The sequence below is a fragment of the Reticulibacter mediterranei genome, from assembly GCF_016587455.1.
Map to the genome: position 1 here is coordinate 126759 of NZ_BNJK01000001.1, position 25336 is coordinate 152094.

The 25336-nt window shown below is 52.2% G+C and carries 29 protein-coding genes and 1 pseudogene; 23 read left to right on the forward strand and 7 right to left on the reverse strand.

Features of this window, described 5'->3' with window-relative positions; all coding sequences use genetic code 11:
- Window positions 1-178: 178 nt before the first annotated feature.
- From K3T83_RS00635 to K3T83_RS00650, 4 genes and pseudogenes are all read right to left on the reverse strand, one after another.
- Entirely contained in the window at window positions 179-349 is a 171-nt protein-coding gene (locus tag K3T83_RS00635) for a hypothetical protein (RefSeq protein WP_220201081.1), read from the reverse strand.
- A gap of 137 nt (window positions 350-486) precedes the next feature.
- Complete coding sequence (locus tag K3T83_RS00640) at window positions 487-1140, reverse strand: TetR/AcrR family transcriptional regulator (RefSeq protein ID WP_220201082.1); 654 nt, start codon at window positions 1138-1140, stop codon at window positions 487-489.
- Between the two features lie 294 nt (window positions 1141-1434).
- Window positions 1435-1696 (reverse strand): annotated as a pseudogene (locus K3T83_RS57670) (DDE-type integrase/transposase/recombinase); the annotation flags it as partial.
- A gap of 284 nt (window positions 1697-1980) precedes the next feature.
- Window positions 1981-2487: a sigma factor-like helix-turn-helix DNA-binding protein gene (locus tag K3T83_RS00650; RefSeq protein ID WP_236064764.1), complete on the reverse strand. Its 507-nt coding sequence runs from the start codon at window positions 2485-2487 to the stop codon at window positions 1981-1983.
- Between the two features lie 188 nt (window positions 2488-2675).
- On the opposite strand from K3T83_RS00650, the gene K3T83_RS00655 reads away from it, so the two are divergent.
- Complete coding sequence (locus K3T83_RS00655) at window positions 2676-3170, forward strand: transposase (protein ID WP_220201083.1); 495 nt, start codon at window positions 2676-2678, stop codon at window positions 3168-3170.
- Between the two features lie 33 nt (window positions 3171-3203).
- Here K3T83_RS00655 and K3T83_RS00660 read toward each other — a convergent pair whose 3' ends face one another.
- The gene (locus tag K3T83_RS00660; protein WP_220201084.1) at window positions 3204-3737 is read right to left on the reverse strand and encodes a hypothetical protein; all 534 of its coding nucleotides are present in this window, start codon (window positions 3735-3737) and stop codon (window positions 3204-3206) included.
- A gap of 1122 nt (window positions 3738-4859) precedes the next feature.
- On the opposite strand from K3T83_RS00660, the gene K3T83_RS00665 reads away from it, so the two are divergent.
- The 5 genes from K3T83_RS00665 (at window position 4860) to K3T83_RS00685 (ending at window position 8981) form a co-directional block, all read left to right on the forward strand.
- The gene (locus K3T83_RS00665) at window positions 4860-5270 is read left to right on the forward strand and encodes a transposase (protein ID WP_220201085.1); all 411 of its coding nucleotides are present in this window, start codon (window positions 4860-4862) and stop codon (window positions 5268-5270) included.
- A gap of 435 nt (window positions 5271-5705) precedes the next feature.
- A complete protein-coding gene (locus K3T83_RS00670; RefSeq protein WP_220201086.1) occupies window positions 5706-5957 on the forward strand; it encodes a hypothetical protein in 252 nt (83 codons plus the stop codon).
- Between the two features lie 347 nt (window positions 5958-6304).
- Window positions 6305-6490, forward strand: a complete 186-nt coding sequence (locus tag K3T83_RS00675) for a hypothetical protein (protein WP_220201087.1) — start codon at window positions 6305-6307, stop codon at window positions 6488-6490.
- Window positions 6491-6712: 222 nt separating this feature from the next.
- Window positions 6713-8140, forward strand: coding sequence for a transposase (locus K3T83_RS00680; RefSeq protein ID WP_220201037.1), 1428 nt, complete (start codon window positions 6713-6715; stop codon window positions 8138-8140).
- Window positions 8141-8417: 277 nt separating this feature from the next.
- The gene (locus K3T83_RS00685; protein ID WP_220201088.1) at window positions 8418-8981 is read left to right on the forward strand and encodes a hypothetical protein; all 564 of its coding nucleotides are present in this window, start codon (window positions 8418-8420) and stop codon (window positions 8979-8981) included.
- Here the strand turns inward: K3T83_RS00685 and K3T83_RS00690 are convergent.
- On the reverse strand, window positions 8944-9177 hold the full coding sequence (locus tag K3T83_RS00690; RefSeq protein WP_220201089.1) for a hypothetical protein: 234 nt from the start codon (window positions 9175-9177) through the stop codon (window positions 8944-8946). The genes K3T83_RS00685 and K3T83_RS00690 overlap by 38 nt on opposite strands.
- Before the next feature lie 822 nt (window positions 9178-9999).
- On the opposite strand from K3T83_RS00690, the gene K3T83_RS00695 reads away from it, so the two are divergent.
- The 17 genes from K3T83_RS00695 (at window position 10000) to K3T83_RS00765 (ending at window position 24012) form a co-directional block, all read left to right on the forward strand.
- Window positions 10000-11088, forward strand: coding sequence for an IS110 family RNA-guided transposase (locus tag K3T83_RS00695; RefSeq protein ID WP_220201090.1), 1089 nt, complete (start codon window positions 10000-10002; stop codon window positions 11086-11088).
- Between the two features lie 575 nt (window positions 11089-11663).
- Window positions 11664-12257: a trehalase family glycosidase gene (locus K3T83_RS00700; RefSeq protein WP_268963512.1), complete on the forward strand. Its 594-nt coding sequence runs from the start codon at window positions 11664-11666 to the stop codon at window positions 12255-12257.
- 141 nt (window positions 12258-12398) lie between these two features.
- Window positions 12399-13526, forward strand: a complete 1128-nt coding sequence (locus K3T83_RS00705; RefSeq protein ID WP_236064765.1) for a hypothetical protein — start codon at window positions 12399-12401, stop codon at window positions 13524-13526.
- Complete coding sequence (locus K3T83_RS56030) at window positions 13438-14052, forward strand: hypothetical protein (RefSeq protein ID WP_236064766.1); 615 nt, start codon at window positions 13438-13440, stop codon at window positions 14050-14052. The genes K3T83_RS00705 and K3T83_RS56030 overlap by 89 nt, the downstream gene beginning before the upstream one ends.
- Before the next feature lie 44 nt (window positions 14053-14096).
- Window positions 14097-14225 carry a hypothetical protein gene (locus K3T83_RS57075; RefSeq protein ID WP_268963419.1) on the forward strand — a complete coding sequence of 43 codons (129 nt, stop codon included), beginning with the start codon at window positions 14097-14099 and terminating at the stop codon, window positions 14223-14225.
- A 228-nt stretch (window positions 14226-14453) separates the two neighbouring features.
- Complete coding sequence (locus K3T83_RS00710) at window positions 14454-15965, forward strand: leucine-rich repeat domain-containing protein (RefSeq protein ID WP_220201092.1); 1512 nt, start codon at window positions 14454-14456, stop codon at window positions 15963-15965.
- 122 nt (window positions 15966-16087) lie between these two features.
- Entirely contained in the window at window positions 16088-16342 is a 255-nt protein-coding gene (locus tag K3T83_RS00715; RefSeq protein ID WP_220201093.1) for a hypothetical protein, read from the forward strand.
- A 45-nt stretch (window positions 16343-16387) separates the two neighbouring features.
- Complete coding sequence (locus tag K3T83_RS00720; RefSeq protein WP_220201094.1) at window positions 16388-16840, forward strand: transposase; 453 nt, start codon at window positions 16388-16390, stop codon at window positions 16838-16840.
- Window positions 16841-16979: 139 nt separating this feature from the next.
- Window positions 16980-20174: a winged helix-turn-helix domain-containing protein gene (locus tag K3T83_RS00725; RefSeq protein WP_220201095.1), complete on the forward strand. Its 3195-nt coding sequence runs from the start codon at window positions 16980-16982 to the stop codon at window positions 20172-20174.
- A gap of 130 nt (window positions 20175-20304) precedes the next feature.
- Window positions 20305-20685 (forward strand): YbjQ family protein, encoded by a 381-nt coding sequence (locus K3T83_RS00730; RefSeq protein ID WP_220201096.1) that lies wholly within the window; start codon window positions 20305-20307, stop codon window positions 20683-20685.
- 349 nt (window positions 20686-21034) lie between these two features.
- A complete protein-coding gene (locus K3T83_RS57675) occupies window positions 21035-21727 on the forward strand; it encodes a GNAT family N-acetyltransferase (RefSeq protein WP_373324380.1) in 693 nt (230 codons plus the stop codon).
- Window positions 21728-22028: 301 nt separating this feature from the next.
- On the forward strand, window positions 22029-22220 hold the full coding sequence (locus K3T83_RS00740; RefSeq protein ID WP_220201098.1) for a hypothetical protein: 192 nt from the start codon (window positions 22029-22031) through the stop codon (window positions 22218-22220).
- 15 nt (window positions 22221-22235) lie between these two features.
- Complete coding sequence (locus K3T83_RS00745) at window positions 22236-22418, forward strand: transposase (protein WP_220201099.1); 183 nt, start codon at window positions 22236-22238, stop codon at window positions 22416-22418.
- A gap of 17 nt (window positions 22419-22435) precedes the next feature.
- The gene (locus tag K3T83_RS00750) at window positions 22436-22765 is read left to right on the forward strand and encodes a hypothetical protein (RefSeq protein WP_220201100.1); all 330 of its coding nucleotides are present in this window, start codon (window positions 22436-22438) and stop codon (window positions 22763-22765) included.
- 285 nt (window positions 22766-23050) lie between these two features.
- Entirely contained in the window at window positions 23051-23209 is a 159-nt protein-coding gene (locus tag K3T83_RS00755; RefSeq protein WP_220201101.1) for a hypothetical protein, read from the forward strand.
- Complete coding sequence (locus K3T83_RS00760) at window positions 23185-23538, forward strand: transposase (protein ID WP_220201102.1); 354 nt, start codon at window positions 23185-23187, stop codon at window positions 23536-23538. Before K3T83_RS00755 ends, K3T83_RS00760 begins: the two co-directional genes overlap by 25 nt.
- A 243-nt stretch (window positions 23539-23781) precedes the next feature.
- Window positions 23782-24012 (forward strand): hypothetical protein, encoded by a 231-nt coding sequence (locus K3T83_RS00765; RefSeq protein WP_220201103.1) that lies wholly within the window; start codon window positions 23782-23784, stop codon window positions 24010-24012.
- A gap of 475 nt (window positions 24013-24487) precedes the next feature.
- Here K3T83_RS00765 and K3T83_RS00770 read toward each other — a convergent pair whose 3' ends face one another.
- Window positions 24488-25234, reverse strand: a complete 747-nt coding sequence (locus K3T83_RS00770) for a hypothetical protein (RefSeq protein ID WP_220201104.1) — start codon at window positions 25232-25234, stop codon at window positions 24488-24490.
- Window positions 25235-25336 lie beyond the last annotated feature (102 nt).

Consider the following 25336-nt stretch of genomic DNA (forward strand, 5'->3'; position numbering starts at 1 on the left):
TTGAGAGTTCATCGTGTAGTACCATCTGGGTGTTATGAATGAGTTGGCTGACACTATCCTCTCTTCTGAAGTAATGACAGGAATTGTAGATGAGGGAACGCCATGTCTCCGGATTGATATGTCGCTCACCCAAAGGAGCTCTCCCAGGCTCCTGAACCGAGAGGGAGGAGCCGCTTGCTCATTCTGTTTCATAAGGCTTTCCTCCTGACAATGTGAAACCAGACAGAACGTGTTCGGTCTTGCCATGGTAAGACGAGGCCATTCGCCAGGATGGTAACGGCCAGAGTGAATGACAACTACAGGCCACCAACACCTCAACCAGCACCCACATTTGAAAGAGCTCAATCATACCCTCTCTCTTTTCAAAGAGCAGCTATCACTTAGTCGAAAGCGTTCAGAGATGCTTACAAAGCGACTGTAGTCCTGCAACACCTCACTACAAGATGAGAAGATTCTCACTAGTCCCTGGTAATGGCCAGATCCCTCCTACGGTGTGCGAATACCCTGGAGCAGAAGCTGACAGGCTTCTCCAAATATTTGTTCGATTGTATGGCCGTATTCGATCTCCACGCTTTTACGATGGATAGTCAGGCGCACTCCCGTTGCTAGTGCCACGTTCACAATGGTAGCTGCGGTCAACGCCGGATTAAGATTTGATCGCAAAGAACCATCCTCTATGCCCTTGCGGATGATCTCCGTGACCAGGGCCGGAGCTCCTCCAAATATCCGTTGTGTCATTTCCAGGAGGCGAGCAACATCTTGCTTGCCAGCGTACATGCTGTCAAATTGAGCGAGAAAGCAGAAATTTCCTGGATCATGGATCAAACTCTGAAGAAAACCGGCCAAGCATGCTGCGATCCGTTCATAGCCAGTTCCATCAAGCTGTAGAGCATTATGCCTCACTTCTTTTGAACTCTCAAATATCCTCTCGAGGATGGCCCAGGCAATGTCGGACTGGTTAGTAAAGTACTGATAGACGGTCACGCGGGTGACCCCAGCCTCGACAGCTATATCTCCCAAAGTCGTTCCCTGAATGCCCTTCTCGATAAAGAGCTTTTTGGCGGCTGCAAGAAGGGCCATGCGCTGTCGATCTCGGTGCTGTTGATAGATTTTTTTTGCTTCGGTTTGCTTCTCAGTCATATGCCTTCCCTCACCTGTTGCTTGATCACCATGGGAGAAACGCTTGCCCTCTCGACTTCAAACAAAAGACATTGCACTGAGTATCGTGCATGGCCTGGAAAGCGCTCCGAAGAAAGAGGTGCAATATCTTTATGTCCCACTCCTCTGATATCTTCCTTCCATCGAAAATATTTACTTGATGTACAATTTGATACAAAATATACAATTTTGTGAACGGTTTGTCAAGGTTCTGTCAGACCTCAGATCACAGAAAAGCTTATCGACACATGGAATGCCCGCCTCCCGCTCGTTGACTTATGAGATTGCTTGTATCACGGTCTGGAGAGCAGCAAGCAGCTTCAGAAAAATCTGTCGTTGTTCCAAGAGCGAAACCATTTCACCAATGGTGCGGCGCGGACGGAGATAGTTGCGCAACTCGTCAAAGGAGTAACAGAAACGGGCTGCTGATGTGAAATTTCCGGAAGCCATGCATCGGATAGTGCCGCTGTTTGATGCCACGATGGTCTTGTTCTAACCCATTATTGAGGTATTTCTTTTTTCGATGAAGGACATTGGTCTTCACCCGATTTTGTGGAGTCATCTCCTTTGAAGATGAAATGAGAAATGGAATCATGGGTGACCAAGGCAGCGTCGTTTCAGGTCGACCGATGGCTGTGTGCAGAGCAAGTGGGGCATCTGGGAGGTGCCTCCCACGGACGACAAAGCAAAGCTGCTAGAGCATCGGTCAAGAAATGCTGTGCTTGGGGAACCAATGAGGCGCAAGCGCGGGATAGTCCCTTTAGTGGCCGAGTTGCGGCGGGAAGCCGAAGGCGATGACAAGTTCCTCCCCAAGGAAAGCCGTCACTGAGGCAACCTGCGGCTGATCGCGGAGCGTTGCATCGAGGGTGATAACTTGAATTCCGAATGCTCGATGGGCCCCCGTCGCTTCATCAGCTCGATACAAAGCCACTGCTGGCTGTCCATTGGCACGCGATAGTTTTTCTCCAACGTCACCCTGGCGCGGCGCAGAGCGCTTTTCACCGCTCCTACCGAGACCTCAAACAGGTGCGCAATCTCGCTCGCACGCCAGTCCAATACATCTGAGAGCAGCAAGATGATTCGTTGGCGAGGGGGCAGCACCTGAAGAGCCGTGAGGAAGGCCAATGAAACGCTCTCGTACCTGGTATAGCGCGCTTCCGGGTTCTCCGTCTGCTCCTGCGCCGAGGCCAGCCAACTGTCAGGGAAAGGCTCAAGCCAAAGGGTCTCGGCACTCCTGGGAGCAATCGGAATCAATGGGTCCGACGCAGAAGAGGCTGCGGTCGGCAGCGTGCGCGAGATTGCCAAGATGGTCGATATCGATACCAACACGCTGCGCTACTTTGTGCATAATCAACCCTGGACCCACTCTGGGTCCCGTTCAGGACGCAACGCAGGAGAGGTAAGCCTGGCTCCCTATCTGCCTTACATTCACAAACGCTGGAAAGCTGGGGGCCACAACGGCATGCAATTGTGGCGCGAGGTACGCGGCCCTTGGCTACACCAGATCGGCTTCCAGTGTGCGACCTTATTTGGCGCTGCTGCGTCAGGCCCCGGAGGCGTTGCTGCCCACAGTTGTTTCGCCAAAGAAGTCGTCCTCCTCAAAGCAAGAGGAGCATGCCTTTTCTGTCCGTCGGCTCGTCTGGCTGGTCCTCTCACGGGAAGACGCATTGACGCCGGAGCAAACACAGGAGGTTGCACGTGCCTCGACCTTGCGTCCTGATATCGCTGCAGCCTTCCAACTGACCCAGACGTTCGCCAAAATGCTCCGCGAAAGAGCCAGTTCGGCCTTGCCTGCTTGGCTGACTTCGGCTCAGGCCAGTTCCATTCCCTCCATCGCTCAGTTAGCACAAGGGATGCAGCGAGATCGGGCAGCCATTGAAGCCGCGCTCAGCCGCCCGGAAAGCAACGGGCAAACCGAAGACAAAGTCAACAAACTCAAGGAGATTAAAAGGCAAATGTATGGACGAGCCTCCTTTGATTTATTGCGCCAGCGCATGTTGCTTTGTGGATAAGCTTTCACGCAAAGTGAGCCAGACCCTAACCACCTAATCTTCATCACGGCTTACCCCTATATAGGCACGCTGGCACCTGATGAGCAGGGCTCCAGCGATGCCGCCAACGGGTGCGGTAATCCAACCAGCAAAGATCAGGCTTAACAGCGAATAAGTGATTACCAATCGGATATTCTGAAGGAGATCGGGTGTTGGCCCGACGTCACCAAAAACCGAAGGTTGCGAGAACAGCGCTAGAAACGTCCATATGAGAGGATGAGCAGTGATGCCACCTAGTACACCTACGACGATTCCCCGACGCTTGGTGATCCGCCCAGACCTCTCGATGATGAGCCACCAACCAGACAGGCCGACCAACAAGCTAACAAGCGGGGCTGCTATGAGAAAAGGAAGCAAGTCCCCGATGTACGATAAGAATGAAGGGCGAGCCAGATTCGCAATATAGCTGGGAAAGGTAAAGGGTACGAGAAAGCCGATGGCAGCGATTTCGGCGGCTAGGATAATACCAAGACTCAATACGACGACAAATGGCAGTCTACTCGGCAATTTAGCGCATAGAGATGGCATAATCTGCTCCTTTAACGACTCTTCAGATTTCCCGACCACCCCTACCCATTATCAATCGTCAGGATTGGCACTACGCAGATACCTGAAGAGATATGTTTCTTTCGCCAATGCCTCTGTTCTTAAAGGTGAATGCGTTCACTTTTATTAAAAAAATGTATCGGAGCGTGATTGTCAAGGAGAAATAACTGAGGCATTGTCTCCTCCCTGTCCATACGCAGACTCTGTCTCACTTTGCGTGAAAGGCACAAAGTGAGACCGACCCGGCTCACCCGCACTGCGGATGATAGCGCTTACGCGTTGCTAGTCCCATCACCGACTCGAACGGCTTGGTAATGTGACTGTGACAGCAATTTTTCATGCTTCTCCTGGCGCTTCCAATCATCTGCTTGGCATGGTCCGAGCATTTCGCATTTCTCCGCCAAACCAGACACTTTGTGTCTGGTCCTGTCGTGGTCTGCTTACAGGACAGTAGGTAGAATAGGAGAGGATCAACTCTCAGGCGTGGTCATCACCTGAGTACAATGCTCGTGTTTTGCACGAGAGTCGATGGCCGACTTGGGGTTTGTGTGGTCGCTGGTTTCTCCCCCAAGGCGATTCTTGACAGGTCCTGTCCGTTGCTCTTTGAGAGTACCGTGTACTGCGCTCGTTGAGGATTTGTAGAGAACAGGCAACAGCAAAGCATTGCTTGTTCTGAAGAGGAACCCATCTATCGCCGCTTTGTAAGCGCGAGATGAGACCAACGAACGTAGGTAACTTCGGACGTCTCATCCTACTAGCTATACAAACGCTGGTTGGCGTAGATACCGAGCAGCCGTTTGGGAAGTAGCCTGATATTCGATGGAAGCCGCTGGGAGCTTGCTACACAGCTTCAATCGTGCGGCAATACACAAGTGTGGAAGGAAGGTGAGTGCTCTCCCATTCACCAGGACTCGTAGGAGAAAAGGTGGATGGACAGGGCCGATAGCTCCCAAGAGAAACTGGTCCGTTCAGCCCGATCTTGAAGGGATCGTCTCGATACAGCACGCAAGCGAGGGTTGTTAATCGAACAAACTCAACTCATTCGCGAGCTTCGCCTTCTGCAAGAACATGTGGCCCAACTCGAGAAAGAGATCACCATCATTGTTGAGCAATCGCGAGAGGGGCAGATCGTACAATCTGCTGCCGATTGGTCCCATCCAGACGGCGACGATCCTAGCGGCCATTGGCACGATTGAGAATTTTCCCAACGCGGGTAGCCTCAAATCATACTGTGGATGGTCTCCAACAGTGGTTCAGTCTGGTACTACCCTGGATTCCACCAAGCAAACGCGTGGAGGCACGCGCACGATGAAGCAGATGATGTTTCTCATTGTTTCGAACCTGATCAATCGCGACACCGAATGGCCAAGCTCTATGGGCGATTGGTCCAAGCCAAATGCCCCGTTGATCCACGTACAGGTCAGCGAACAGGAAAACTGCGTGTCATCGGTCGGATCGCCGGCCAGCTCATTGAGACCATGTATGCGCTGCTCTAAACGGATGTCGAAGTCTTGAACAAAGTGCCCAAAGGCTAGGAGCCACCACCTCCCACTCTCTATGATGCAGAACGCCATCGCCAGCACCGCGAGGGGCACTATGCGCCGCTCAAGGTTTCGACACGGCAATCTCGACGACTTACTTTACTTCCGAATCCATCGGAATGATTCCATACGTCTGACTTGCGACATGAGCAGATCTTGCCCTCCGATGTAAGCACTTGCCCGCCCACTTGAGCAACTCATCTGTTACTGCCAACCAACGCAGCTCAAAAGCGGGTTGACCTCTTTCGTTGTGGTAAATTCACCAGCAAAAATAGCTTGAACTGGGGATTTCTACCGCTCCATCTCCAGATGGTCGAGACGCATGGAACAGGCAAAAACTTAACAGCACTGCGGGTACTCCACACCTCTTTGCAGAGCAGTGCTAGCATTTGTCAGAAGAATGGAATGTTTGAAACAGAGCAAGGCCGAAGGAAAAGCTGAAGGGAAATTTGAGGGACGCGTTGAAGGGGAATTGCAAGCGCAACGGCGAACGGCTTTGCTGTTGGTGCAGACACACTTTCCGGTACTACTGGCCTTTGCTCAGGTACAAGTCAATCAAGCAGTCTGCCCAGCGAGAGCAACTGATCCAGGATTTTATGCAAGCATCCGATCATGTCACCGCCATTGGCCTGCTGACCAGCAACGAACGAATAGCGTATAGAGAAGAGAGCAGGTTCAGGAGCCAGGTGTGACACACCTCATAGACGTTGCCCCCCCATTCCTCTATGCTGGCTAATGCATATCTTTTATGCAAAGAACGATGGGTATCTGGATTCTGTGGTGTTTCTTGAGGGTGTAGCCATGACGCCAGAATTATTTCCTCATGTAGATCTGGCAATTGCTTGATGACGAGAATCCACACTGACCACCTTTTCCATCCCTGATCGTGGTTGGAACTGTGCGAAACTGGACAGAAACTGTCTGATCTTGTCCTGGTTGGAAAGCACAAGAGATCGTAGTATAGCAATAGCAAAGTACTCCGTTGAAACAGGTCAGGAGGAAAACCTTATGCATCTTTCAACTGTTGATCGTTTGGTGCGCACATTGGGGCCAATCAATGCCCTGGTCGAAACCCTTTGTGAACGTCTGTTGCCCAATGCAGTCGCTCATGCCAGTTCCTGGGCAGCTTTTGACTGTATGTTCGATTGGGATGCGGCGTGGAGATTGGCGATTCTCACGCTCTTTATTGCATAGATTACGACACTGGTCTGAGAATCTATCTTCACTGTGGCTGCCAAAGAAGGCAAGCTCAGGCACTCTTGAGTCTCCGCAGACAGACATGAGTCATCCCTGATTTTTCTGGACACTGATATGTAGCCAGGAGAGAAAAAAAGAGGCTAGGCAAAACGGATCTCCTCGTTTAGACTGTTGAGTATGAAAGCAATCAACACCTGAACGAGGAGATCCGTTGTCATTATGGCAGAACTGTCTGAAACCTTCAAACACCTGGAACGAGATCCGCAGGGAGGATCACAACATCTGCTTCATTTGCTCGAAACGTTTTTGTTCCCCTTGCTTACAGCGTTGGATGAGATCCTGGATAAACGGCTTGTGCGTACCTTGTTGCAGTGCCTGGTGGCGATCATTAGCTTGCGCAATCACCCGCAAGCCCTCTGGTTGAGCGAACTGGGTTCCTCTCTGGACGGCTATGCTGGATATGCCTCCAGTGCGACAGCAGGCACGAAACGGGTTGGGAAACTGCTGCGGTCAGTGAAATGGACAGTGGATGTCATTGACCACTATCTCCTGGAAAAAGCTGATGAAGAAGTACAGAACCTCAAAGTACAAAGAAAACGGATTCTCTGCATTTGGGATGGAAGTGTCTTGGAAAAAGCCGAGAGTGAAAAACTCGAAGGATTGTGTCCCGTTCTTTCGAGTAAAGCAAAACGACGAAGCCGCACGAAACGGGGCTTGGTCTTCAACTGGCCTGCTGTGCGCCCGGTGCGGGTCATGGGCATGCAATGGACCGCAGCGCTGATTGTGGGAATGCAAGGACTTCCCCATCTAGCGCTGAGTCGTTGGTGGACGACCAAAGGCGTCTTTGCGACCAAGTTACGGGACGCCGAGGAAGAGGCATTACGTGTCTGTGTCAGGAAATGGGGGCCGTTGCTCGTCCATGTGTTTGATCGTGGGTATGCTTCAGGATATTGGCTTCACGTCCTTTCGCAATATCGTGTTCGTTTTGTGATCCGCTGGATCAAAAAGCATGTGTTCCTCACTCTGGCTGGAGAAGAAAAGAAGCTCTGGCAAATTGGGCAAGGCAAGAGATATCGAGCGCATAAAGAGATCTGGGATACGACCACCGGAGAAAAGATGTCTTGCGACCTCTGGTGGAGTGCAGTTCGCCATCCTCAGTCAGGGCAACCGCTGTTTCTGGTCAAAGCTCGCGTGAAGAAAGGCGTGATGTATCTTATTACGAATGAAACCGTTCACACAGAAACACAAGCCTGGGAGGTCTTTTTCACCTATCGACGACGCTGGCAAATTGAACAGAGTTTTCGCTATGCCAAATGCGAATTGGCGTTGGAATGTCCGCGTTTGTGGTCGTTGGAAGCTCGTCTCAAACTGCTGGGAATGGTTATGCTCGTCTATGCTTTCTTGCTTTCTTTGCTCGATTCCTCCTATCAAGATCTAGTAGCCGCGCTTTTGCGCTTCAGATGCCACCGCACTGGAAAGCGGTGCTTGAACAGTCAAGCACCGCTCTATCGGCTCCGATGGGCGCTCAGTCGTCTCTGGAACGATTATCGCCCTCATCTGAGTTGTTTCATTCCCCCTTCTGATGATCCTCTCGTTGTCGCTTCCCTCATTCGAGATCTCGAAAGGTTTCAGAAAAATTGGGGATGACTCATAGATGGCGAGCGCACACAGAGATCGAGCTTTCGATGCCTGCTTGATCGATACGAGGTTGAAGCAATGCAACGGCGAGGAAAGCGGGAGGCTCACCCGAAACCCTCAAGACTCAGAACGACTCGCAGATGGATTTTGTGTGTTTCTCCGTATTTTCTATGGATGAGTAAACACCACAGAATCCATCCTTAAAGCATTTCAAGCTCTTCTATCGTTCCTCAAAAAACGCCACAGAATCCAGATATCCAGAACGCTAGACAAAAAGGGGAAAACAATGCCTCGTTCATCTTCTCATCGCTTTGCGAGCCTGCTTACAGTTATTAGCTGTGCACTTCTGGTTATTGGCTCCTTCTTGCCTTTTTACATTACAACATTTCACGGTCATGTTACTTCTGGGGCTTCGTTGGCAGGCTCATTCTCGTCGGGCATACAGAATCCCTTCATAAACCATACAGCTACCATCCCAACAACTCCAGATGATCGGGCCGAACTGATCAGGTTCAATATCATGATACTGGCAATTTCTCTGGCGGCTCTCAGCTCACTCCTTCTTCCACCGATAGCCGCGCTCACCAGCCTTTTCAGTCGGCGTCTGGTGTTTCCCATCCTTGGCCTGATCTTCGCTTCGCTTGGCTTGCCCACCTTCGGCCTGATGTCGCTTGCTGCCTACGGGCTTACTGGCTTTGGCCCGTATAGCGGAACCGATTCTGTGCAGTATGACTTCCCTGTGAATACTCCTGGTCCCGGCTTCTGGCTGGCAGGAGGTGGGTTTACACTCACCTTCACCTGTTTTATCGTTCTCATCGTGCTTTCAGTAAAAAAAGCAAAAGAGAGATGACGGATGCTTGAAACAAAATTTTGAGCGATCTAAGATCTATTGTCCAGGCTATCCCACCACTGCGCTTGCCCCATGTTTGCAGAGGAACCGCACAACTGGGGCACAATACGGCTTGTTGCCCCAATGATCTTCCCCACTCTCGGCTGGTGCTGGCCTCGGCGGCATCCTGGAAGGCGAGCGCTTCCAATTGCATCATCGGCTGGTGGACTTCCTCTTCGATCTCCACAAATGTCGCTGTGGGGGGGGCGCCGTCACTCTTTGATCTCCATCAAAATCTCTCCACTCTTGTTCTGCCAGGCTTGTTCATCCATCTCCTGCCTCCCCTGTTTTTCAAGATGGATCTCTCTTATCGTTCTTGGCCTTGTTTGCCTACCCCTTTGCAAAAAGGTATGGAGCACCCCAACACCGCAGTGCATATACAGAAATGATTGAGCCTGATCCGCATTTGAAGCGGCTGCGCTCGCAGTCACGAACTGAACTGCTCATATCGGTGGGCAAGCGTTCATGTCGGAGGGCTAAACTCGCCCATGTCGGAAGTCATTTACAGACGAAACTGGCAATGCGTATGAGAAGTGAGGAGCAACTACCTGAAAAATGCTCTAACGGCCTTAAAGCTCTCATAGCAGGGATAAGCATCTTTAAGAGGAGTGCTGAACAATTCGATTCTTTGGGCCTTCCCGTTGGAGAGACGCATAGTGGCCTGTGCGGTGACGTTGGTGCAGTTCAGGGTCATAGAGGGTAGGTGGAGGAGGTTGTGTGTCAGGCGAAAGCTTGTTGAGGAGTTCCTAGTCCTTCTTGAGAAGCGCGAAGATCAGGTGGGGGAGGCGAGCAGGACTCTTGATACGTCTGTGGGTCACATTGGACTCCTGGTCTGTCTTTGGGTGTGACGCCTCCACGGCTTCTCGCCTATTCACCCGCAAAGATGTATGTGCCCCCTAGAGGGAAGATCACGTCGATGAGAAAACGGGTACAGTAGCGTCCTGATCTTCATGCTGTTCCACTTCTCAAGCATGAGCCGTTGTACATCGGCATCGATGTCGGCAAGGTGAAGCATGTGGCCGGATTTGTCTCGACCACCCTTCTAGAGCGCCATCAACGCTTTGAGGCGTGTCCAGCGCTTGCCTTCGAGAATTCACGAGAGGGTTTTCGTGCTCTCGTGGAGCGGATACAAAGCCTCGCACCTCTTGAGCACTGCTTCATATTGATGGAAAAAACGGGGCATTACCATCTTGCACTCCAACAATACCTGCAAGAATGTGATCTCCCAGTATATACAATACATGTTCAAACAAGGTCAGCTGGGATGCTCAAGACGGATAAGCGCGATGCACTTGGTCTAGCGAATACACTGTACAACCAGTTGCAGCTCGGTATCCAGGTAGCAGATGAAACTCATTTGGTCCGGCGAGCAGAGCCACCAACAGCAGCATCTGCGCAACTCAAAGGATTGATCCGCCATCGCTACGAATTGGTCCGAGAGAGTACACAACGAAAGAATAAACTTACAGCGATCTGTGATGAGATTTTTCCAGAATTAACCACTGTACTCAAAGACCCAAATTTGCCCACAGCACTGACTCTCCATGAGAAGTTCCCGACCCCTCATGCGATTGCTACAGCCAGCCTCATGGCACTGCAAGAAGCCAGGGGCTACACACGAACACTCCCCGACAGCAAGCTCTTAGAATTACAGCGACTTGCTGCTGGCAGTATTGGCACGAAGGATGTCATACGGCAGCGCGGTCTTGTGCTTGAACAAGGCCAATTAATTACAGAGCTCAGGCTTTTGCAGGAACATATCGGGCAATTAGAGAGCGAGATCAAAACGATTGTAGCCCAGGCGCGTGAAGGGAAAATTCTCCTCTCGATGGGAATTGGACAAATCCAGGCCGCCACCATCATTGCGACGATTGGCTCCATCCTCAACTTTCCCAATGCTGGAACGCTCAAATCGTATTTTGGTTGGGCACCAATGCGGGAGCAGACTGGGACGACATTTGATCGAAGCCATCTGACATCGAGAGGAAGTCGGACCATGCGGCAGATGATGTTCCTCATTGTTGCAAGCATCACCCGACAGGAAACAGAATGGGCCTATCTCTGCTGAAAATAGATGCTGAGATACTGAGTAAAATACCACCAGGTCAGGAACCGCCGCCACCAATCCTGTATGATCCTGCCCTCCATCGCAGACACCGAGAGGGCCGCTACCAACCATTAAAGTCATCTCCACATCCCAGTATTATCATGCTCCAACCAAAGTAAGATTCCATACGTCTGATGCTGAAAGGCTTGAACCAAAAGGTAACGCAGCGGGAACAAGGATTGATTTCTTCCTTGTCATGGGCAATTAACGCTGCCGGTGAAGAGAGCAGACCTAACCTATCTCGGTTATCTATACGAAACATGGTAAGCTTGTAATCCTCCCAGCTACGGGAAAGCAACCTGCAAAGGAAGCCTATAGGATTGCAAGTAGAGGAAGATGGAAAAAGCGAAGGCCGATCTGTAATGGATCGGATAAGGATTGCGTCATGAGACAAGATCATCCTACACGAAAGTGGGTAGACTTCCATCAGGTCTTCCCACGGGATGCGCAACGAGCTTGACAGCAACCAGAACCATGCCGACCCACTCATGGACAGAAGTAAAGATTGCATGAGACAGTAGCTTCCTCACCGTTTACTGTACCAGTATTATCGACTACAAGCCCAGAAGAAGCGCAAGCAGATGATCGATGCCTTAATGTGGCAGCAAGAACAGGGCTTTTTCTTTGACTACAACTATAAAAAGAAGCAGCCAAGTCCCTTCTATTCGCTCGCAGGATTTTATCCGCTCTGGGCCAAGCTAGAGAGTCAGGAACAAGCAGAGCAACTGCGCAGACATTTGTCGCTCTTCGAGGTTGATGGTGGCCTGGTCACTACTCAGAAGAAGGACCTCTCCAAATCCCAACGCCAATGGGATTATCCCAATGGTTGGGCGAATCTGCACTGGATCGTCATACAAGGTTTAGTGAACTACGGCTACATCGAAGATGCTGCACGCATTACAAGCAAGTGGCTCCGCCTGAACGAAAAAGTGTTTGCTGAAACAGGAAAGTTATGGGAAAAGTATGATGTTGTCAGATGCACTGTTGGCAGATCAGGCCATTATAAAACGCCGCCTGGCTTTGGCTGGACCAATATGCTCTACATCAAGCTACACGAGACACTATCTACTCTCACGTGTGCAGTCGCACGTGAGGAGAGTAATCCAGAGCGATTCTGTGGCGAACAGTAGCCTAGCCATTGAATCGGGACCCATTGAAGCTCATATATAGAGCTTCGCACGAAAGTTGCAGATGAGTCCAACTGGCTCTTCCGCAATTCTCGTGCTATCAAGGAGCATTGGGCATGCATCTTGAAAGGAAAGCCGCTTAGCATGCCTTCCCGTGAAAAAGCCCATCAGCATATGTCACAACCGAGCACGAGAATTGCGGAAAAACTCGATTCTTGGGTGATTATCCAGACCTCTGCCGAATCTGTTCCCTCACCCCCTTCCTGGTTTGGGGAAGTCGTGCTGCTGGTCAGCCATCTTCGCCAACACGGCGTTCTTCTCAAAATCAGTGAGCAGGTGCGCTTTGCGCGGCGACGTTTTGGGCGATACGAGGTGATCGACTTTCTCGCGGTCCTTTTCGGCTATGCCATCAGTGGAGAACGCACTCTGGAGGCGTTCTACGAGCGGCTCCAGCCTTTCGTCGTCCCGTTCATGGCGTTGTTTGGTCGTGACCAACTTCCCGCCCGCTCAACCCTTTCACGCTTTTTAGCGGTACTCACCGAGGAGCCGGTCGAAGCTTTGCGCACCCTCTTTCTCGATGATCTGCTCAGTCGCTCACTTATGAACGGCTCCAACGAGAAGCAAACGGGTGGGATCACTGATCGGGCAGGAAACGCCTGGGTTGTCTTTGACCTTGATGGCACGCGGGACGCCGCTCGCCAGCGTGCCTTGCCCCAGACCGAAGACCTGCCTCCTCCCTCTCGCCGGTTGGATAAGGTCTGCGCTCCTGGCTACACAGGGCGCAAGCATGGTCAAGTCGTGCGGACACGAACAGTCGTTAGTCAAGCCCACACGTTCCACTGGCTCGGCAGCTTTGGCAACTGGGGGAATGGGCGCTACCGCGTGGAACTGCGTCAGGGCCTTTCCGCGATCACCCGCTACCTCACCGCGCACCAATTCCCACAGGGACGCGCTTTGCTCCGCCTCGATGGCCAATATGGGACCGGAGCTGTGCTTGCTGATCTGGCTGGTTTCGCCTTTGTGACTCGCGGCAAAGAGTACAGCGTACTCGATCACCCACTCGTCCAGGCTCGCCTGCACCTTCCGCCAGATCAATACCAGCAGCGCGAAGACAAGCCAGACGGTGCGCAGCCTCTACGACTGCCTGGAAGTACCGATAGGGTCCGAAGGCGTGCGGGGCCGCGTGGTCGTAGCAGCCCATCCAACCAACAAGAAGAAAAGTCCTGTTGGCGTTACACACGTGGGCGTCGTCTACGAACTCTTCTTCACTAACCTGCCGCAACAGGGCTTCACCGCTTCCGATGTGGTCGAACTGTATCTGCATCGCGGTGCCTTTGAACCTCAGCTGGCAGACGAAGATCAGGAGATCAACCCAGATCCTTGGTGCAGTCACACGGCTTGCGGTCAAGAGATATGGTGTATCGTGAGCCAATGGGTGTGGAACCTACGCCTGGAGTTAGGACACCAGTTGCTGACTTCACCGGTCCGCACCACCGAATTTGCTCCTGCTCTCCCATCTCCTTCCCTGCACACAACTCCTCCCTCGGGCTATGTTCCTCGCGCCGGGTGGGCATGTCCTGGAAAGCAGGTCGCTTCTCAGGCTAGAATTTTTCTCTTCAGCCCGATGGCACGCTGTGGCGTCCTGCTGACCAGAGGTTGGTCCCCCATGAGCAACGTCGAGAAGCTGATGGCAGCCTGCGCGTGGTGTATGGAGCCAGCATTCGCAGTTGTCGTCCCTGTTCGCTGCGCGAACAGTGTCAATGGAATGGCGCTGCAACGGCAAAGCCGCGCCAAGTGAGCGTGTTGTTGCATCCGCTCCAGGTTGGTAGCGAGGCATTTATTATGAAAGTTTGTGTCTCCTCGGTGAAACAGCTTGAAGTGCTTATTGATCAGCTTTCGCTGTATGGTCAGCCAACCACATCGCTGGTCTTATCTATCCCGTTGACCAGACGCATTCTTGAGAAGAGATAAAAGCCCCGCTGTCCAGAACTGTTGGGAAGTCAAGCCTGTATGTTAGCAGTTGCTGATATCACAAACGCTTCTCCCGTCATCGGCCAGCTATCCCAGAGCGTCAAGAAGCCCATATTACCTGGTTGGATAGGACTTTCAGACAGGAAACATCTCCTGGCCGCCATTGAAGCGTCCTTCAGAAAGAAGAGAAAAGCAGAACAAAAACACACAATAAGGAGATCATGCGAGATGCAACCACACGAGATTATCAACTTGATAGATCATGCACACGAGGAGACCTGGCACGCTACCATCGTCGCGAAAGCAGCGGAGGCGTCATCACACGATGGTGGACTCCTGCTGAACGGGCTGATCGCACGCGCTGAGAGGGAGCCTGCCCTCAAACCTCTGTTGTACCTGCTGGCAGGCAGTTGTTTGCCACACATGAAGCAGATCCCCAAAAGCATCGAGAAGAACGTCAACCAGCTTGTAGCGAAGGTGTTGTCTCCACGTACAGTGACGCAGGCCAGAGAACTTGCCAGCGCGGGCTCATTGGCGATCACGGCAATTGAGCAGCTTCTCCGCGAGGGCAAACCGTTTGGGTCGCTCTGCCTGCGGGCGCTTGCCTTCATAGGAAACGAAGCCGCGCTTCAGGTTCTTGAAACCTATGTAAAAGGCATGGACGGCAAGGAGTTTGATACTCGTAATTATATGATGTACGAACTTCTCATGGCAAAAGACCACTTTGATCAGCAGGAGTATCAACAGCGCATCCTGGGTCCCTTGATGACGACGACGGAAGTCTTTATCGTCCTTGGGGATATTTCCCTGGACGGACTCCCTCCCTTACCTGCGCTCCATACCGTTTCCCTCCGTTCGTGGAGGCGCAAGCTGGCCAGTCTGCTGGAGCCTCTGGCCTCAACAGGGGTGAAGCGATTGAAACTCGATTTAGCTCCCCGCGGCTTGAAACACCTGGGGGATCTCGAACTGCTCCCCCAGTTGCAAGAGCTGGAGTTGTACCTTTGCGATAGCCTCACGGATGTGAGTGCCCTCAGCCGTTTACCGAATTTCAAGCGGCTCTCTCTGCAGTTAGTCAACCCAGGTAGTCTCAAGGGCTTTCAAGAGATCAACCAGCTTTGGCGATTAGAGCTGCATGATTGCTCCATTGAAGATCTCAAGAGCATAGCCTCCTTGACGAACCTGCAAGAGGTGCATCTGCACTATTGCAAGCAGCTCAAAGATGTGAGCGTGCTCTGTCACTTGCCAGATCTCAAACGACTCTCTTTGTCCAATGTGAATCTGAATGACCTCAACGGCTTGCGAGAAATCACCGGGCTCTCATATTTGAGATTGTCTTGCTGCGAGATGAAGGATCTGAACAGTATCGCTCATTTAACAAGCTTACGTGAGTTGGTTCTGGTGTCTGGGCCTGAATTAAGCGATATCAGTTCGCTCGGGAAGCTGGTGAACTTGGAGACACTGCAACTGTGCGGCTGGGATGCGCTGAAAGAAATAAACATCCCTGCTTCTCTCTCCAATTTGCGGACGTTAGATCTCTCCTCTTGCCACAATCTGGAGCGAGTGAACGGGCTGCAAGAACTGAGCCATCTAGAAACTCTGCGGATAGATTACTGTGATGCCTTGAAAGAGATAGCCATTCCGGCTTCCCTGACGAACTTGCGGACATTGGTTCTTTGCCGAACGTGTCACAAGGATATTCAGCATGGATTTCCTGTGAAACGACAGCTATCAAACTCTTGAACATCATCTGGCGATACTGGAGAGCCTAGTGCATCGAAAGGGTGCATGCTAGGTTCGGAGGAGGGAAGTCGAAAAAGTACCAAGAACGGCAACTCGTCGGCTTCCTATCCTACAAAGTTCATATGACGGAAACCTGTGATGATGACATGCCTCACCTGATCCTGCATGTCGAAACGACTCCAGCGGCGACGCAAGACATCGAGATGACGGAGGTCATTCATCAGCACTTGGAGCGCAAGCACCTGCTTGCCTCTGAACACTTCATGGATACAGGCTATGTCGATGGGGATCACATCGTGAATGCTCAGATCCACTATCAACTGGAGTTACTGGGGCCTGTGGTCAGCAATGGGAGTTGGCAGGCCAGAGACACATAAGCCTATGACATCAGCCAGTTTTCCATCGATTGGGACCAACGAATCGTGACCTGCCCTCAAGGGAAAACCAGTCGGAAATGGACGGTGAGGCAAGAAGCACACTCGCCGAACGTCCCGCATGTGATTCGTGCTCAATTCGGGAAACACGATTGCCTGGCTTGCCCGGCGCGTTCTCACTGTACTACTGCGGCCACCAATCCACGACAAGTGACCTTTCGCCCTCAAGCCCATCATCAAGCGATTCAAATGGCCCGTCCCCGTCAACAGACCCAAGCGTTCAAAGAGAGCTATGCCAAACGGGCTGATGTGGAAGGGACTATCTCCCAGGGCGTCCGTGTCTTTGATCTGCGTCGGAGTCACTACATCGGACAAGCAAAGACGCATTTGCAGCATGTGATTACTGCCGCTGCGATGAATATCACACGCCTCTTAGGCTGGTTGATGGGTGATTCTCTTGGTGGGACGCACATCTCTCGTTTTGCTGCTCTCGCTGGCTAAGCTATTCGCCAACAGAGTCATTTTTTGCCCGAACCGGAGTCTCCTCTTTTCTTCCCTAACAGCCAACTATGTGTTACACTTCATCTCAAGAAACAAGTTAGGGAAGAAAACGATTTCTTTACTGAAGGAAGAAGGTCAGATGCCCCGACACGCTACTTATCAGGTACGATGGTCGTCAGAAACATGCAGGTATGAAATCCAGATCGGCCAAGTGCCCGCGCCAGACCCTCTCCTGCCTGATAGCCACGCCTGGTTTGACTGGCTGGAAGGGATTGGCTCGTTTAGCTTTTCCAGTCGAGGAGGAACCTCTTGTACCGTCCTCAAGGAGCGTGTCCAGCGCGGAAGCTCGTACTGGTATGGGTATCGTTCCCAACGCGGGCGAACCCTGAAGCGCTATCTGGGCCGAACGAAGGATCTCTCTCTTGCTCGGCTGGAGAAGGTTGCTGCCCTTCTCGCAAACTCCTCTCCCCCACCCCAGCTCATGCCCCGACCGAAGAAAGAAATAGCTCTTTCCCAGTTTGCACCAGTGCCCTCTTTCCAGCAGAGCACGCAGGATCCCCGCAATGTGTTGCTGGCTTCCAAGTTGCATCCACCGCGTCTGCCAATCCCTTTGATCAAACGTGAGAAGCTCTTTACTCAACTTGAGACAGGACGCTCACACATGCTCACGCTGCTTCAGGCCCCAGCTGGCTTTGGTAAAACGACCCTTGTGGCTCAATGGATTGCCAGCCGTCATGCTGACCCCACGTTTCCAGCGGTCAGCTGGATTTCGCTCGAGGCTTCCGACAACGATCCACAGCGCTTCTGGCGCTACCTCGTTACCGCTTGCCAAACTCAACAAAAGCCAATGGGAAAGGATGTCTTAGCTCAGCTTTCTTCTCCTCTACCATCTCCTTTCATGATGCCCCCTCTGGACACGATCTTGCTGTCTTTGCTTAATGATCTCGCTCTGCTGCAACATCCTGGCCTGCTTGTCTTGGACAATTATCATGTCATTGAGGATCCTGCCATCCACCAAACACTGATCTTCTTTCTCGATCACCTACCTACGATGTTCCATGTCCTGCTGCTCACGCGAGCCGAGCCCCCTTTCCCGTTACTGCGCTGGCGTGCTAGAGGAGTGCTTGCAGAACTCCATACTGCTGATCTGCGTTTCTCTCCTGAAGAGACCGCCACATTTGTGTGTCAGGCTGTACCAGTTTCTCTCTCCCAAGCAACGCTCAGCCAACTTGATACCTCGTTGGAGGGTTGGGCAGCTGGGCTACGCCTGCTTTGCCTGACGCTGCAAAGGCAACGGAGTATGCAAGAGGTTGAAGCCTCTTTGCACTCCCTGAGCGCGCACTCAGGTTTCCCGGTTCCCCAGGCATTGCTCGACTACTTGGTGACCGAGATCCTGCATGCTCAACCAGAAGCACTGCAACGTTTTCTCCTCCAAACCAGCCAGCTCACATACCTGAATGGCTCGCTCTGCGATGCCGTCACTGGCAGAACAGATAGTACCGCACTCTTGGCCTCACTAGAGCGTACCGGACTCTTCCTGGAAACAGTGGACGAAGCAGGAGCATTAGGGCCCTGGTATCGCTCTCATGCATTCTGGTCCGAGGCGCTGCGTCGGGAGGCCTATCACATGCTGGGTGAAGAGAGACTGCGGACCCTGACAAGGCGTTCAAGCTCATGGTACGAGCAGCATGCCATGCTAGCGGAAGCCATAGATGCGGCTCTGCTAGCTGGCGACCCCTCACATGCTGCTGTGCTCATTGACCGCTCCATGACAGATGGAGCCGCGTGGGATCCACCGACTCTGCTTCGCTGGCTCTCCTGCCTACCTGACGAGATTCTGAGTACCCATCCAGGGCTCAGTTTGCTCTTTGTCTTGTTGCTCCGTTTTCCTCAAGGAAGAGATGACCTCTCTCTTCCTGAAGAGACCTGGGAGCGCATTGAAGTCATCTTGCAGATGACCCAGCAAGAATGGCGCGGGCAGAGCAACCTGACATGGCTGGGGGAACTCTATGCCATTCGAGCGCTCAGTGTCCTGTCCCAGGACCCTTTTCGCAGTGCGGTCAAGTATGCACAGCAAGCGCTCACCTGGCTGCCGAAGGGGGAGTCGGACGATGAGGAGATCAAGAGACCGGAGATACGAGCGTGGCGCGGCGTTAGCCTGTTTATTCTCGGATTAGAAGACTTCCACCAGGGACATTTCGGCGAGGCCAAGCCTGTGATCGAGGAAGCTTATACCTGCAGTTTGACCATTGATGACAGCCACTTCACGCGCGAAACGCTTCTGCTGTTGGGGGAATGCTGCGCTGCTAGGGGCGAATTGCACCAGGCTGCTGAGTACTATCGCCAGACGCTGGCGAGCACCCACCAGCAGGAAGATCACGAGCACCGCGCCAGCGCCTTGATAGGCCTGGCCCAGCTTTCTTTTGAATGGAACGATCTGAGAGCAGCCAAGCACCAGGTGCATAAAGCGCTTGAATTGGTACGGAATCGCGAGCAGCGGCTCTGCGATCAAGCGGCTTTGCAGATCGCGTTGCTGTGTCATGCTCAAGGAGAAACCACCTCTGCACAGCAGCATCTTGCAACGCTTCTCGCCCATCGGCCAACGGCCTCAACGCCTTGGACCTTCTGGTTGCATGGCGATATCCTGAGTTGGCAGACTCGACTACACCTGGTCACGGGTGATCTGCAAGGAGCACAGCATGGCCTTGAGTGGCTCTCCCGTCATGAGCAGAAGCTTGCTGGTGAGCAGCAGGTGAAGGCAAAGATCCTGCAGGCGCGTCTGTTGCTGGCTCAGGGAAAACGGAAGGAAGCGCGCTATCAGCTCGAACGATGTTTGTTGGCGGCAAAGGCTCAGTGGCAGAGACGCAATACCCTGGAAATTCAGCTGCTCCTGGCGCTGACCCACGCCGCAGAGCATCAGAAGCAGGAGGCAAAGCAGTGGCTCACTCAGGCGCTGACGCAGGCGCAGGGCGAAGGGTTTCTGCGTCTCTTCCTCTGGGAAGGAGACCCACTAGTTCGCCTGCTTGTGTCGATTTTGCCGGAAAAAGGTTTGCGTTCCTATGTGGAAAGCATCCTGCATGCCTTTGCGAGGTCTAAGGGCCAAGACGCTGCGGATGCAGCTCTCTTTAATGAGTTGCTTGCTCCGCTGTTGTCTCCACAGGAACGACGTGTGCTTGAACTTTTACTCAGCGGGTGCTCTAATGCACAGATCGCGCAAGAGCTGGTCGTCTCAGTCAACACCGTGAAGCACCATGTGAAGCACGTTTACCGCAAGCTTGGGGTCAGTAACCGCTTGGAAGCCAGTTCGGCAGCGCGTCATCTGAACCTCTTGTAACCTCTACACCCCGCTCTCTGTCATCATCACTACCCATAGAACTATCTAGTTGGGGGATAGATGCTCATTCCCTTGCTCGCTATACTTTCCTTGGACCTAAAGACAACAACACAAATTTAGGAGGAAAGAAATGACTCAAAGGATATCGGAGCAGCAAAGCTCACAGCCTACATCGACAATTCACCCGAATGTCACGACCGCCTTTGAATTACCTGGAAAGCGCATTGTGCATAATTATGGGATTGTACGTGGGATTATTGTCCGTTCACGCAGTATTGCAGGTCAGATTGGTGCCGCATTTCAACAGCTAAAAGGAGGAAATATTACATTGTATACGCAGCTGTGCGAACAGACTCGCTCTGATGCTTATGAATTGATGATCCAGCATGCGGCAGAAATGGGAGCCAATGCGATCATCGGTGTGCGCTATGATGCCAACTCCCTGAGTGATGACGTCACAGAAACGTTATGTTATGGAACGGCTGTCTCCATAGTTCCGCTCGAACACTGAGAAAAAACATGGGGAGGTGAGATGCAGCCTCTCCTCCTAAGTACAATCACACAAAGATTGCGGGGTTGTAGCAGATCATTGAGCAGCAACCATGCCGCACAATTTCTGTGATTGTACTTAGTGAAGCCTGTGCTCTTCGTTGCCCCTTCCTGTTTGACCCACGGGTTGTGCAACGAGGTTGAGGACCATTTCACTGAAGAGAGAATGGCTGGCTTTGTCTCTCCCGGATTGGCTCTTGCAAGAGAAGGTAAACTTCCGGCAAGATAGCTTTATATCTGCTTGCTGGCTGTTGTCCACTTTAGGGATTACTGCTCGTTATTTGGAAGCATTGAGAGGGAAATAGACACTGATGACGGAGAACGAAACGACGCACTGCTGGGTGCAGCAGGAGATTATCTCCCGGGAGGCGTCCATCCATGACGTCGAGGCAATCGCGGCGCTCCATGCCGAGAGCTGGCGACGGCACTATCGGGGAGCCTTCCTGGATTCGTTCCTGGACGGGGATGTGTTCGCCGACCGTCTCGCGGTGTGGGGCGCGCGATTGACGGCCCCGAGCGCAGACCACTTCACTATCGTCGCCCACCAAAGCGACGCGGTCGTTGGCTTCGCTCACATGATCCTTGACGAGGACCCCGACTTCGGCACGCCCCTGGACAACTTGCACGTGACCCACCAGCTCAAGCGGCAGGGCATCGGCAGGCGGCTGCTGGTCGAAGCAGCCCGCGAGTTGATCCGGCGCTGCCCGACTGATAGGCGATTCTACCTCTGGGTGCTTACCCAAAATACGGCGGCTCAGGCGTTCTACGCGACATGTGGGGACACCAGGGTTGAGACCACGCTCAGCGGACCGTTCCCTGGTGGGGGGGAGCGCGCTCAGCCACCGAATAGCCTGGCCCAATGCTGCGGTGCTCCCGTCCACGCAAATGTAGCGGTAGGTAGGGAGTGGGCCGTCCGCAGACCTGACCAGAGAGGTTGCCCTCGCACGCTCTTCTTGGCGCGCAGCCTCGTTGTGCAATTCGTGGGTTTGAGGAGGGGCAACTGAGTACTCATATTGAACAAGCCACGGTACTGATTGAGCATACTGGACATTATCACAAAAATCTTGAGCAGTATCTTCTGGAGTTGGATATTACCGTCTACCGCATCCATGTTCAAAAGCGCCCCAAAGGCATGACGAAGACAGACAAGCGCGATGCTCTTGGACTGGCCAACAGGCTCTACACGCAATTGGAACTGGGGCTCAACACGATCCTAATCTGGCAGTGGCTCTTGCCTTTCGAGAAAAGTTCCCTACCCCGCACGACATTACCACGGCCAGTCTTTCTGCACTCCGAGAAACGCGGGTGCAATATTTCCCATCCGAAACCAACCTGCTGCGCCTCCAACAATTGGCCAGGGAGACTATCGGTATTACCAATGTAGATCGCTTGCGCGGTATGAAGGTTGAGCAAGAGTTGTTGATCAAGGAATTACGTCTGGTCCAGGAGCACTTAGAACGTCTCGACACAGAAATTGCTGACATCGTGAAGACCTGACGTGAAGGACAGATTTTGCTCTCGATGCCCCCCATTGGTCCGGTGCAGGCTGCTACCATCATTGCAACGATAGGGCATATCAACAATTTCGAGAAAGCGGCTGAACTCAAATCATACTTTGGCTGGGCACTGAGAAGGGCGCAGACAGGTGTCTCGTTTGATCGGACGAAGCTTGCTCAAGGAGGGGGCGTCCAGTAAAACAGATGCTGTATCTCATGGCTGTGCGGGCAACCACGCTTGACTGTGAATGGGCACGGATCTACCGCCGTTTGCTCCCTCGTATGGCAACCTACGACGATCGCATAAAAGATTATCGTGGGAAAAAGAAAGTGATCGGGCGAATCGCCGGACAAATGGCTTCTATGATCTTTGCATTACTGAAGACCGACCAAGAAACGCTCAGCAGGGTGCCATCAGGAGAGAATCCACCGCCACCGATGCTCTACGACCCAGAGATTCACAGGAGACACCAGGAAGGTTCCTATCGCTCGTTGAAGCCAGGCACTCAGCCCAGGAAGATTCTTCAACTCCCAAACAAGTCGTGAGATCCTCCTCAGATGAGCCTCCTTGTTTTTTCCTCTGATCGGAGGGAAGAGAGGAAGGGACACCTCAAGCTTTTCAGGAGCTTGAGGCGTAGGTGGAGGGAATGCACGCTGCACTTCAGAGGTCGGCTGTTGTCCAAGGTTCATAACATCCAGGCTTTTCCTCTACCAGGGAATTATTGAAGAGTTCCTGCCTGGATGTTATGAACCTTATCTCAAACAGCGACGAGAGACCGGTCACATTTTGTCAAAGGCGATTCCAGGCCGCCCCAAGTCAAACGTGCAGCATTGCAGGCTCATTTGCTCGCCCAATTAGAGGCCCATCCCGATCTGCGGCGAGAAGAGCATTGTCGCCTCTACAAAGAAACGCACGGTATCGAGGTCAGTCCAGCCTCCATCACACGTGCCAGACAACGTCTGGGTTGGACACGAAAAAAAAGACCATAAGAGCCAGCGAGCAAAAAGAAGCCGAACGTGCCGCTTGGCGCAAGCAGGCGGCCCACCTGGACAGTTCTGATCTGGTGTTTGTGGATGAGACCGGCTCCCATATTGCCATGACCCCCTTGTATGCCTACGCCCCACGAGGGCAACGAGCGGTAGGCAAGGTGCCCCGCAATTATGGAGTCATCATGGCCGTGATCGCCTCGATGTCGCTTTCGGGCATGGGGCCTGCGTTTCTGTGGGATGGATCTGCTGATAGTATTGCTTTTGCGATCTACGTGGAGCAAATCCTTGCGCCCAGCCTGCGCGAAGGCGCAAACGGTGGTCCTGGATAATCTGGGTATCTGGATTCTGTAGTGTTTCTTGAGGGAGTTGCCATGACACCGGAGTTACTTGCTCCTGTGGAAATGGCAACTCCCAGACTGCGAGAAGCCACACTGACCCCTTTTGGCCTGATTTGGGGTGCAACCGTGTGAAACAGGACAAAAACTGTCGGGTCTTGTCCTGGTTGGAAAGCACAAGAGATCGTAGAATAGCAATAGCAAAGCACGAGGTTGAAATAAGTCAGGAGGAAAACTATGCATCTGTCAGCCGTTGATCGTTTGGTGAGCACATTGGGGCCAGTCAATGCCCTGGTCGAGAACCTGTGTGAGCACCTGTTGCCCAATGCGGTCGCTCATGCCAGTTACTGTGCAGCTTATGATTGTATGGACGATTGGGGATGCGGCGTGGAGATTGGCGATGCTCATGCTCTTTATTGCATAGATTACGACACTGGTCTGAGAATCTATCTTCACTGTGGCTGCTAAGGAAGGCAAGCTCAGGTAATCTTGAGTCTCCGAAGACAGATCAAGGGTATCTCGAAAAGCAACAGTAAAGCCATTGGTTGAAATAAGTCAGGAGGAAAACTATGCATCTGTCAACCGTTGATCGTTTGCTGAGCAAATTGGGGGCCAGTCAATGCCCTGGTCGAGAACCTGTGTGAACGTCTATTGCCCAATGCGGTCGCTCATGCAGTGCGATGCAGGTTCAGACACTTTTTTTGTACTGCCGATTGGGGGTGTGGCGTTCGGTATGGTATACTTGGCTGGTTTACTCATTGTGGCTATCCACCTTCTGTTCGTGATCAAAAGGTTCAAACAGTTATGAACATCGCTCTAATAGGATGTCCGTGCCGAACGGGCGCAGGAGTGAGTAATCTGTTCTCCGCGCCCTGTGCAGTGGTCAAATCAAGCAGGTGAATTCACCAAACCAGCGGAAGAACCAACTTTTCTGTAAATGACACTATGGCAGTTTTTCGACACGAAAACCCACTACTGCAATCTCTCCATCACCAGAGGCGTATAGCCCGATGGAGCCGTCTGGATGATAATCGCTAAGGGTAGCCTGTGAAACCTGCCAACCATCGATAAACAGAGTTATCACGTTTCCTTGAATTTTGACGGTAAAGAGGTAGTATTTTTCCGCAGTATCCTCCACAGAATGGCCCCCCGTGTTCTGGGTCATTTCATGCAGGTCCTTCCCGGAACTCAAGCGTTCAATAAATTGCTCTCTATCAAAATCCTCACCACTGAAATAGCCATTGCCCTGGCTATCTATCCCGGTGACTATGCCAAAATTTTCAAACTCGTTAAAACCGACATGGTCCTGTATCACTGCATCCACTTCAATATCCCGGCTGTTGGGCTGATAAGGGGCCAGGAGAAGAGGAGAAGGAGATCCTGAAAAAGTGCCGTGAGTATCAATGATGCCAGGCTTTTCCCACTCCCACCGGCTTTCTTGACTTCCTTTCGACCAGTGATCCAGGTCCCTGGACCAGTTCGCAAGATAGAGCGTGTTGGCATCAGCACGAAGTGTCTGGGGACTATCGGAGCCAAAGGAGAAGCCACTCCGATAGAAATATGTGGTGATACACAGGCCTAGAAGGATAATAATTACACTTCCCAGAGTCACTCCTACAATCAGACAGTTGTTCCTTCCTTTCTGAGGATAGTTGGCGACGGGATGTACAAGGTTGCTATGTCCGTTCATATAGCTCTTCTTTCATTCGTTTTTTTCATAGTTGGTCCCTATTTTCTTATGTATTAAAAACAAACAGTCTTTATTTTTATGAATTATATAGCGATATACAGA

Bases quoted from the DNA above. Each gene is read 5' to 3' on its own strand.
- K3T83_RS00635 (WP_220201081.1), bottom strand. From the start codon at position 349: ATGATTGAGCTCTTTCAAATGTGGGTGCTGGTTGAGGTGTTGGTGGCC.
- K3T83_RS00640 (WP_220201082.1), bottom strand. From the start codon at position 1,140: ATGACTGAGAAGCAAACCGAAGCAAAAAAAATCTATCAACAGCACCGA.
- K3T83_RS00660 (WP_220201084.1), bottom strand. From the start codon at position 3,737: ATGCCATCTCTATGCGCTAAATTGCCGAGTAGACTGCCATTTGTCGTC.
- K3T83_RS00675 (WP_220201087.1), top strand. From the start codon at position 6,305: ATGCATCTTTCAACTGTTGATCGTTTGGTGCGCACATTGGGGCCAATC.
- K3T83_RS00680 (WP_220201037.1), top strand. From the start codon at position 6,713: ATGGCAGAACTGTCTGAAACCTTCAAACACCTGGAACGAGATCCGCAG.
- K3T83_RS00685 (WP_220201088.1), top strand. From the start codon at position 8,418: ATGCCTCGTTCATCTTCTCATCGCTTTGCGAGCCTGCTTACAGTTATT.
- K3T83_RS00690 (WP_220201089.1), bottom strand. From the start codon at position 9,177: ATGATGCAATTGGAAGCGCTCGCCTTCCAGGATGCCGCCGAGGCCAGC.
- K3T83_RS00705 (WP_236064765.1), top strand. From the start codon at position 12,399: ATGCCTTCCCGTGAAAAAGCCCATCAGCATATGTCACAACCGAGCACG.
- K3T83_RS57075 (WP_268963419.1), top strand. From the start codon at position 14,097: ATGAAAGTTTGTGTCTCCTCGGTGAAACAGCTTGAAGTGCTTATTGAT.
- K3T83_RS00710 (WP_220201092.1), top strand. From the start codon at position 14,454: ATGCAACCACACGAGATTATCAACTTGATAGATCATGCACACGAGGAG.
- K3T83_RS00715 (WP_220201093.1), top strand. From the start codon at position 16,088: ATGACGGAAACCTGTGATGATGACATGCCTCACCTGATCCTGCATGTC.
- K3T83_RS00725 (WP_220201095.1), top strand. From the start codon at position 16,980: ATGCCCCGACACGCTACTTATCAGGTACGATGGTCGTCAGAAACATGC.
- K3T83_RS00730 (WP_220201096.1), top strand. From the start codon at position 20,305: ATGACTCAAAGGATATCGGAGCAGCAAAGCTCACAGCCTACATCGACA.
- K3T83_RS57675 (WP_373324380.1), top strand. From the start codon at position 21,035: ATGACGGAGAACGAAACGACGCACTGCTGGGTGCAGCAGGAGATTATC.
- K3T83_RS00750 (WP_220201100.1), top strand. From the start codon at position 22,436: ATGGCTGTGCGGGCAACCACGCTTGACTGTGAATGGGCACGGATCTAC.
- K3T83_RS00765 (WP_220201103.1), top strand. From the start codon at position 23,782: ATGCATCTGTCAGCCGTTGATCGTTTGGTGAGCACATTGGGGCCAGTC.
- K3T83_RS00770 (WP_220201104.1), bottom strand. From the start codon at position 25,234: ATGAACGGACATAGCAACCTTGTACATCCCGTCGCCAACTATCCTCAG.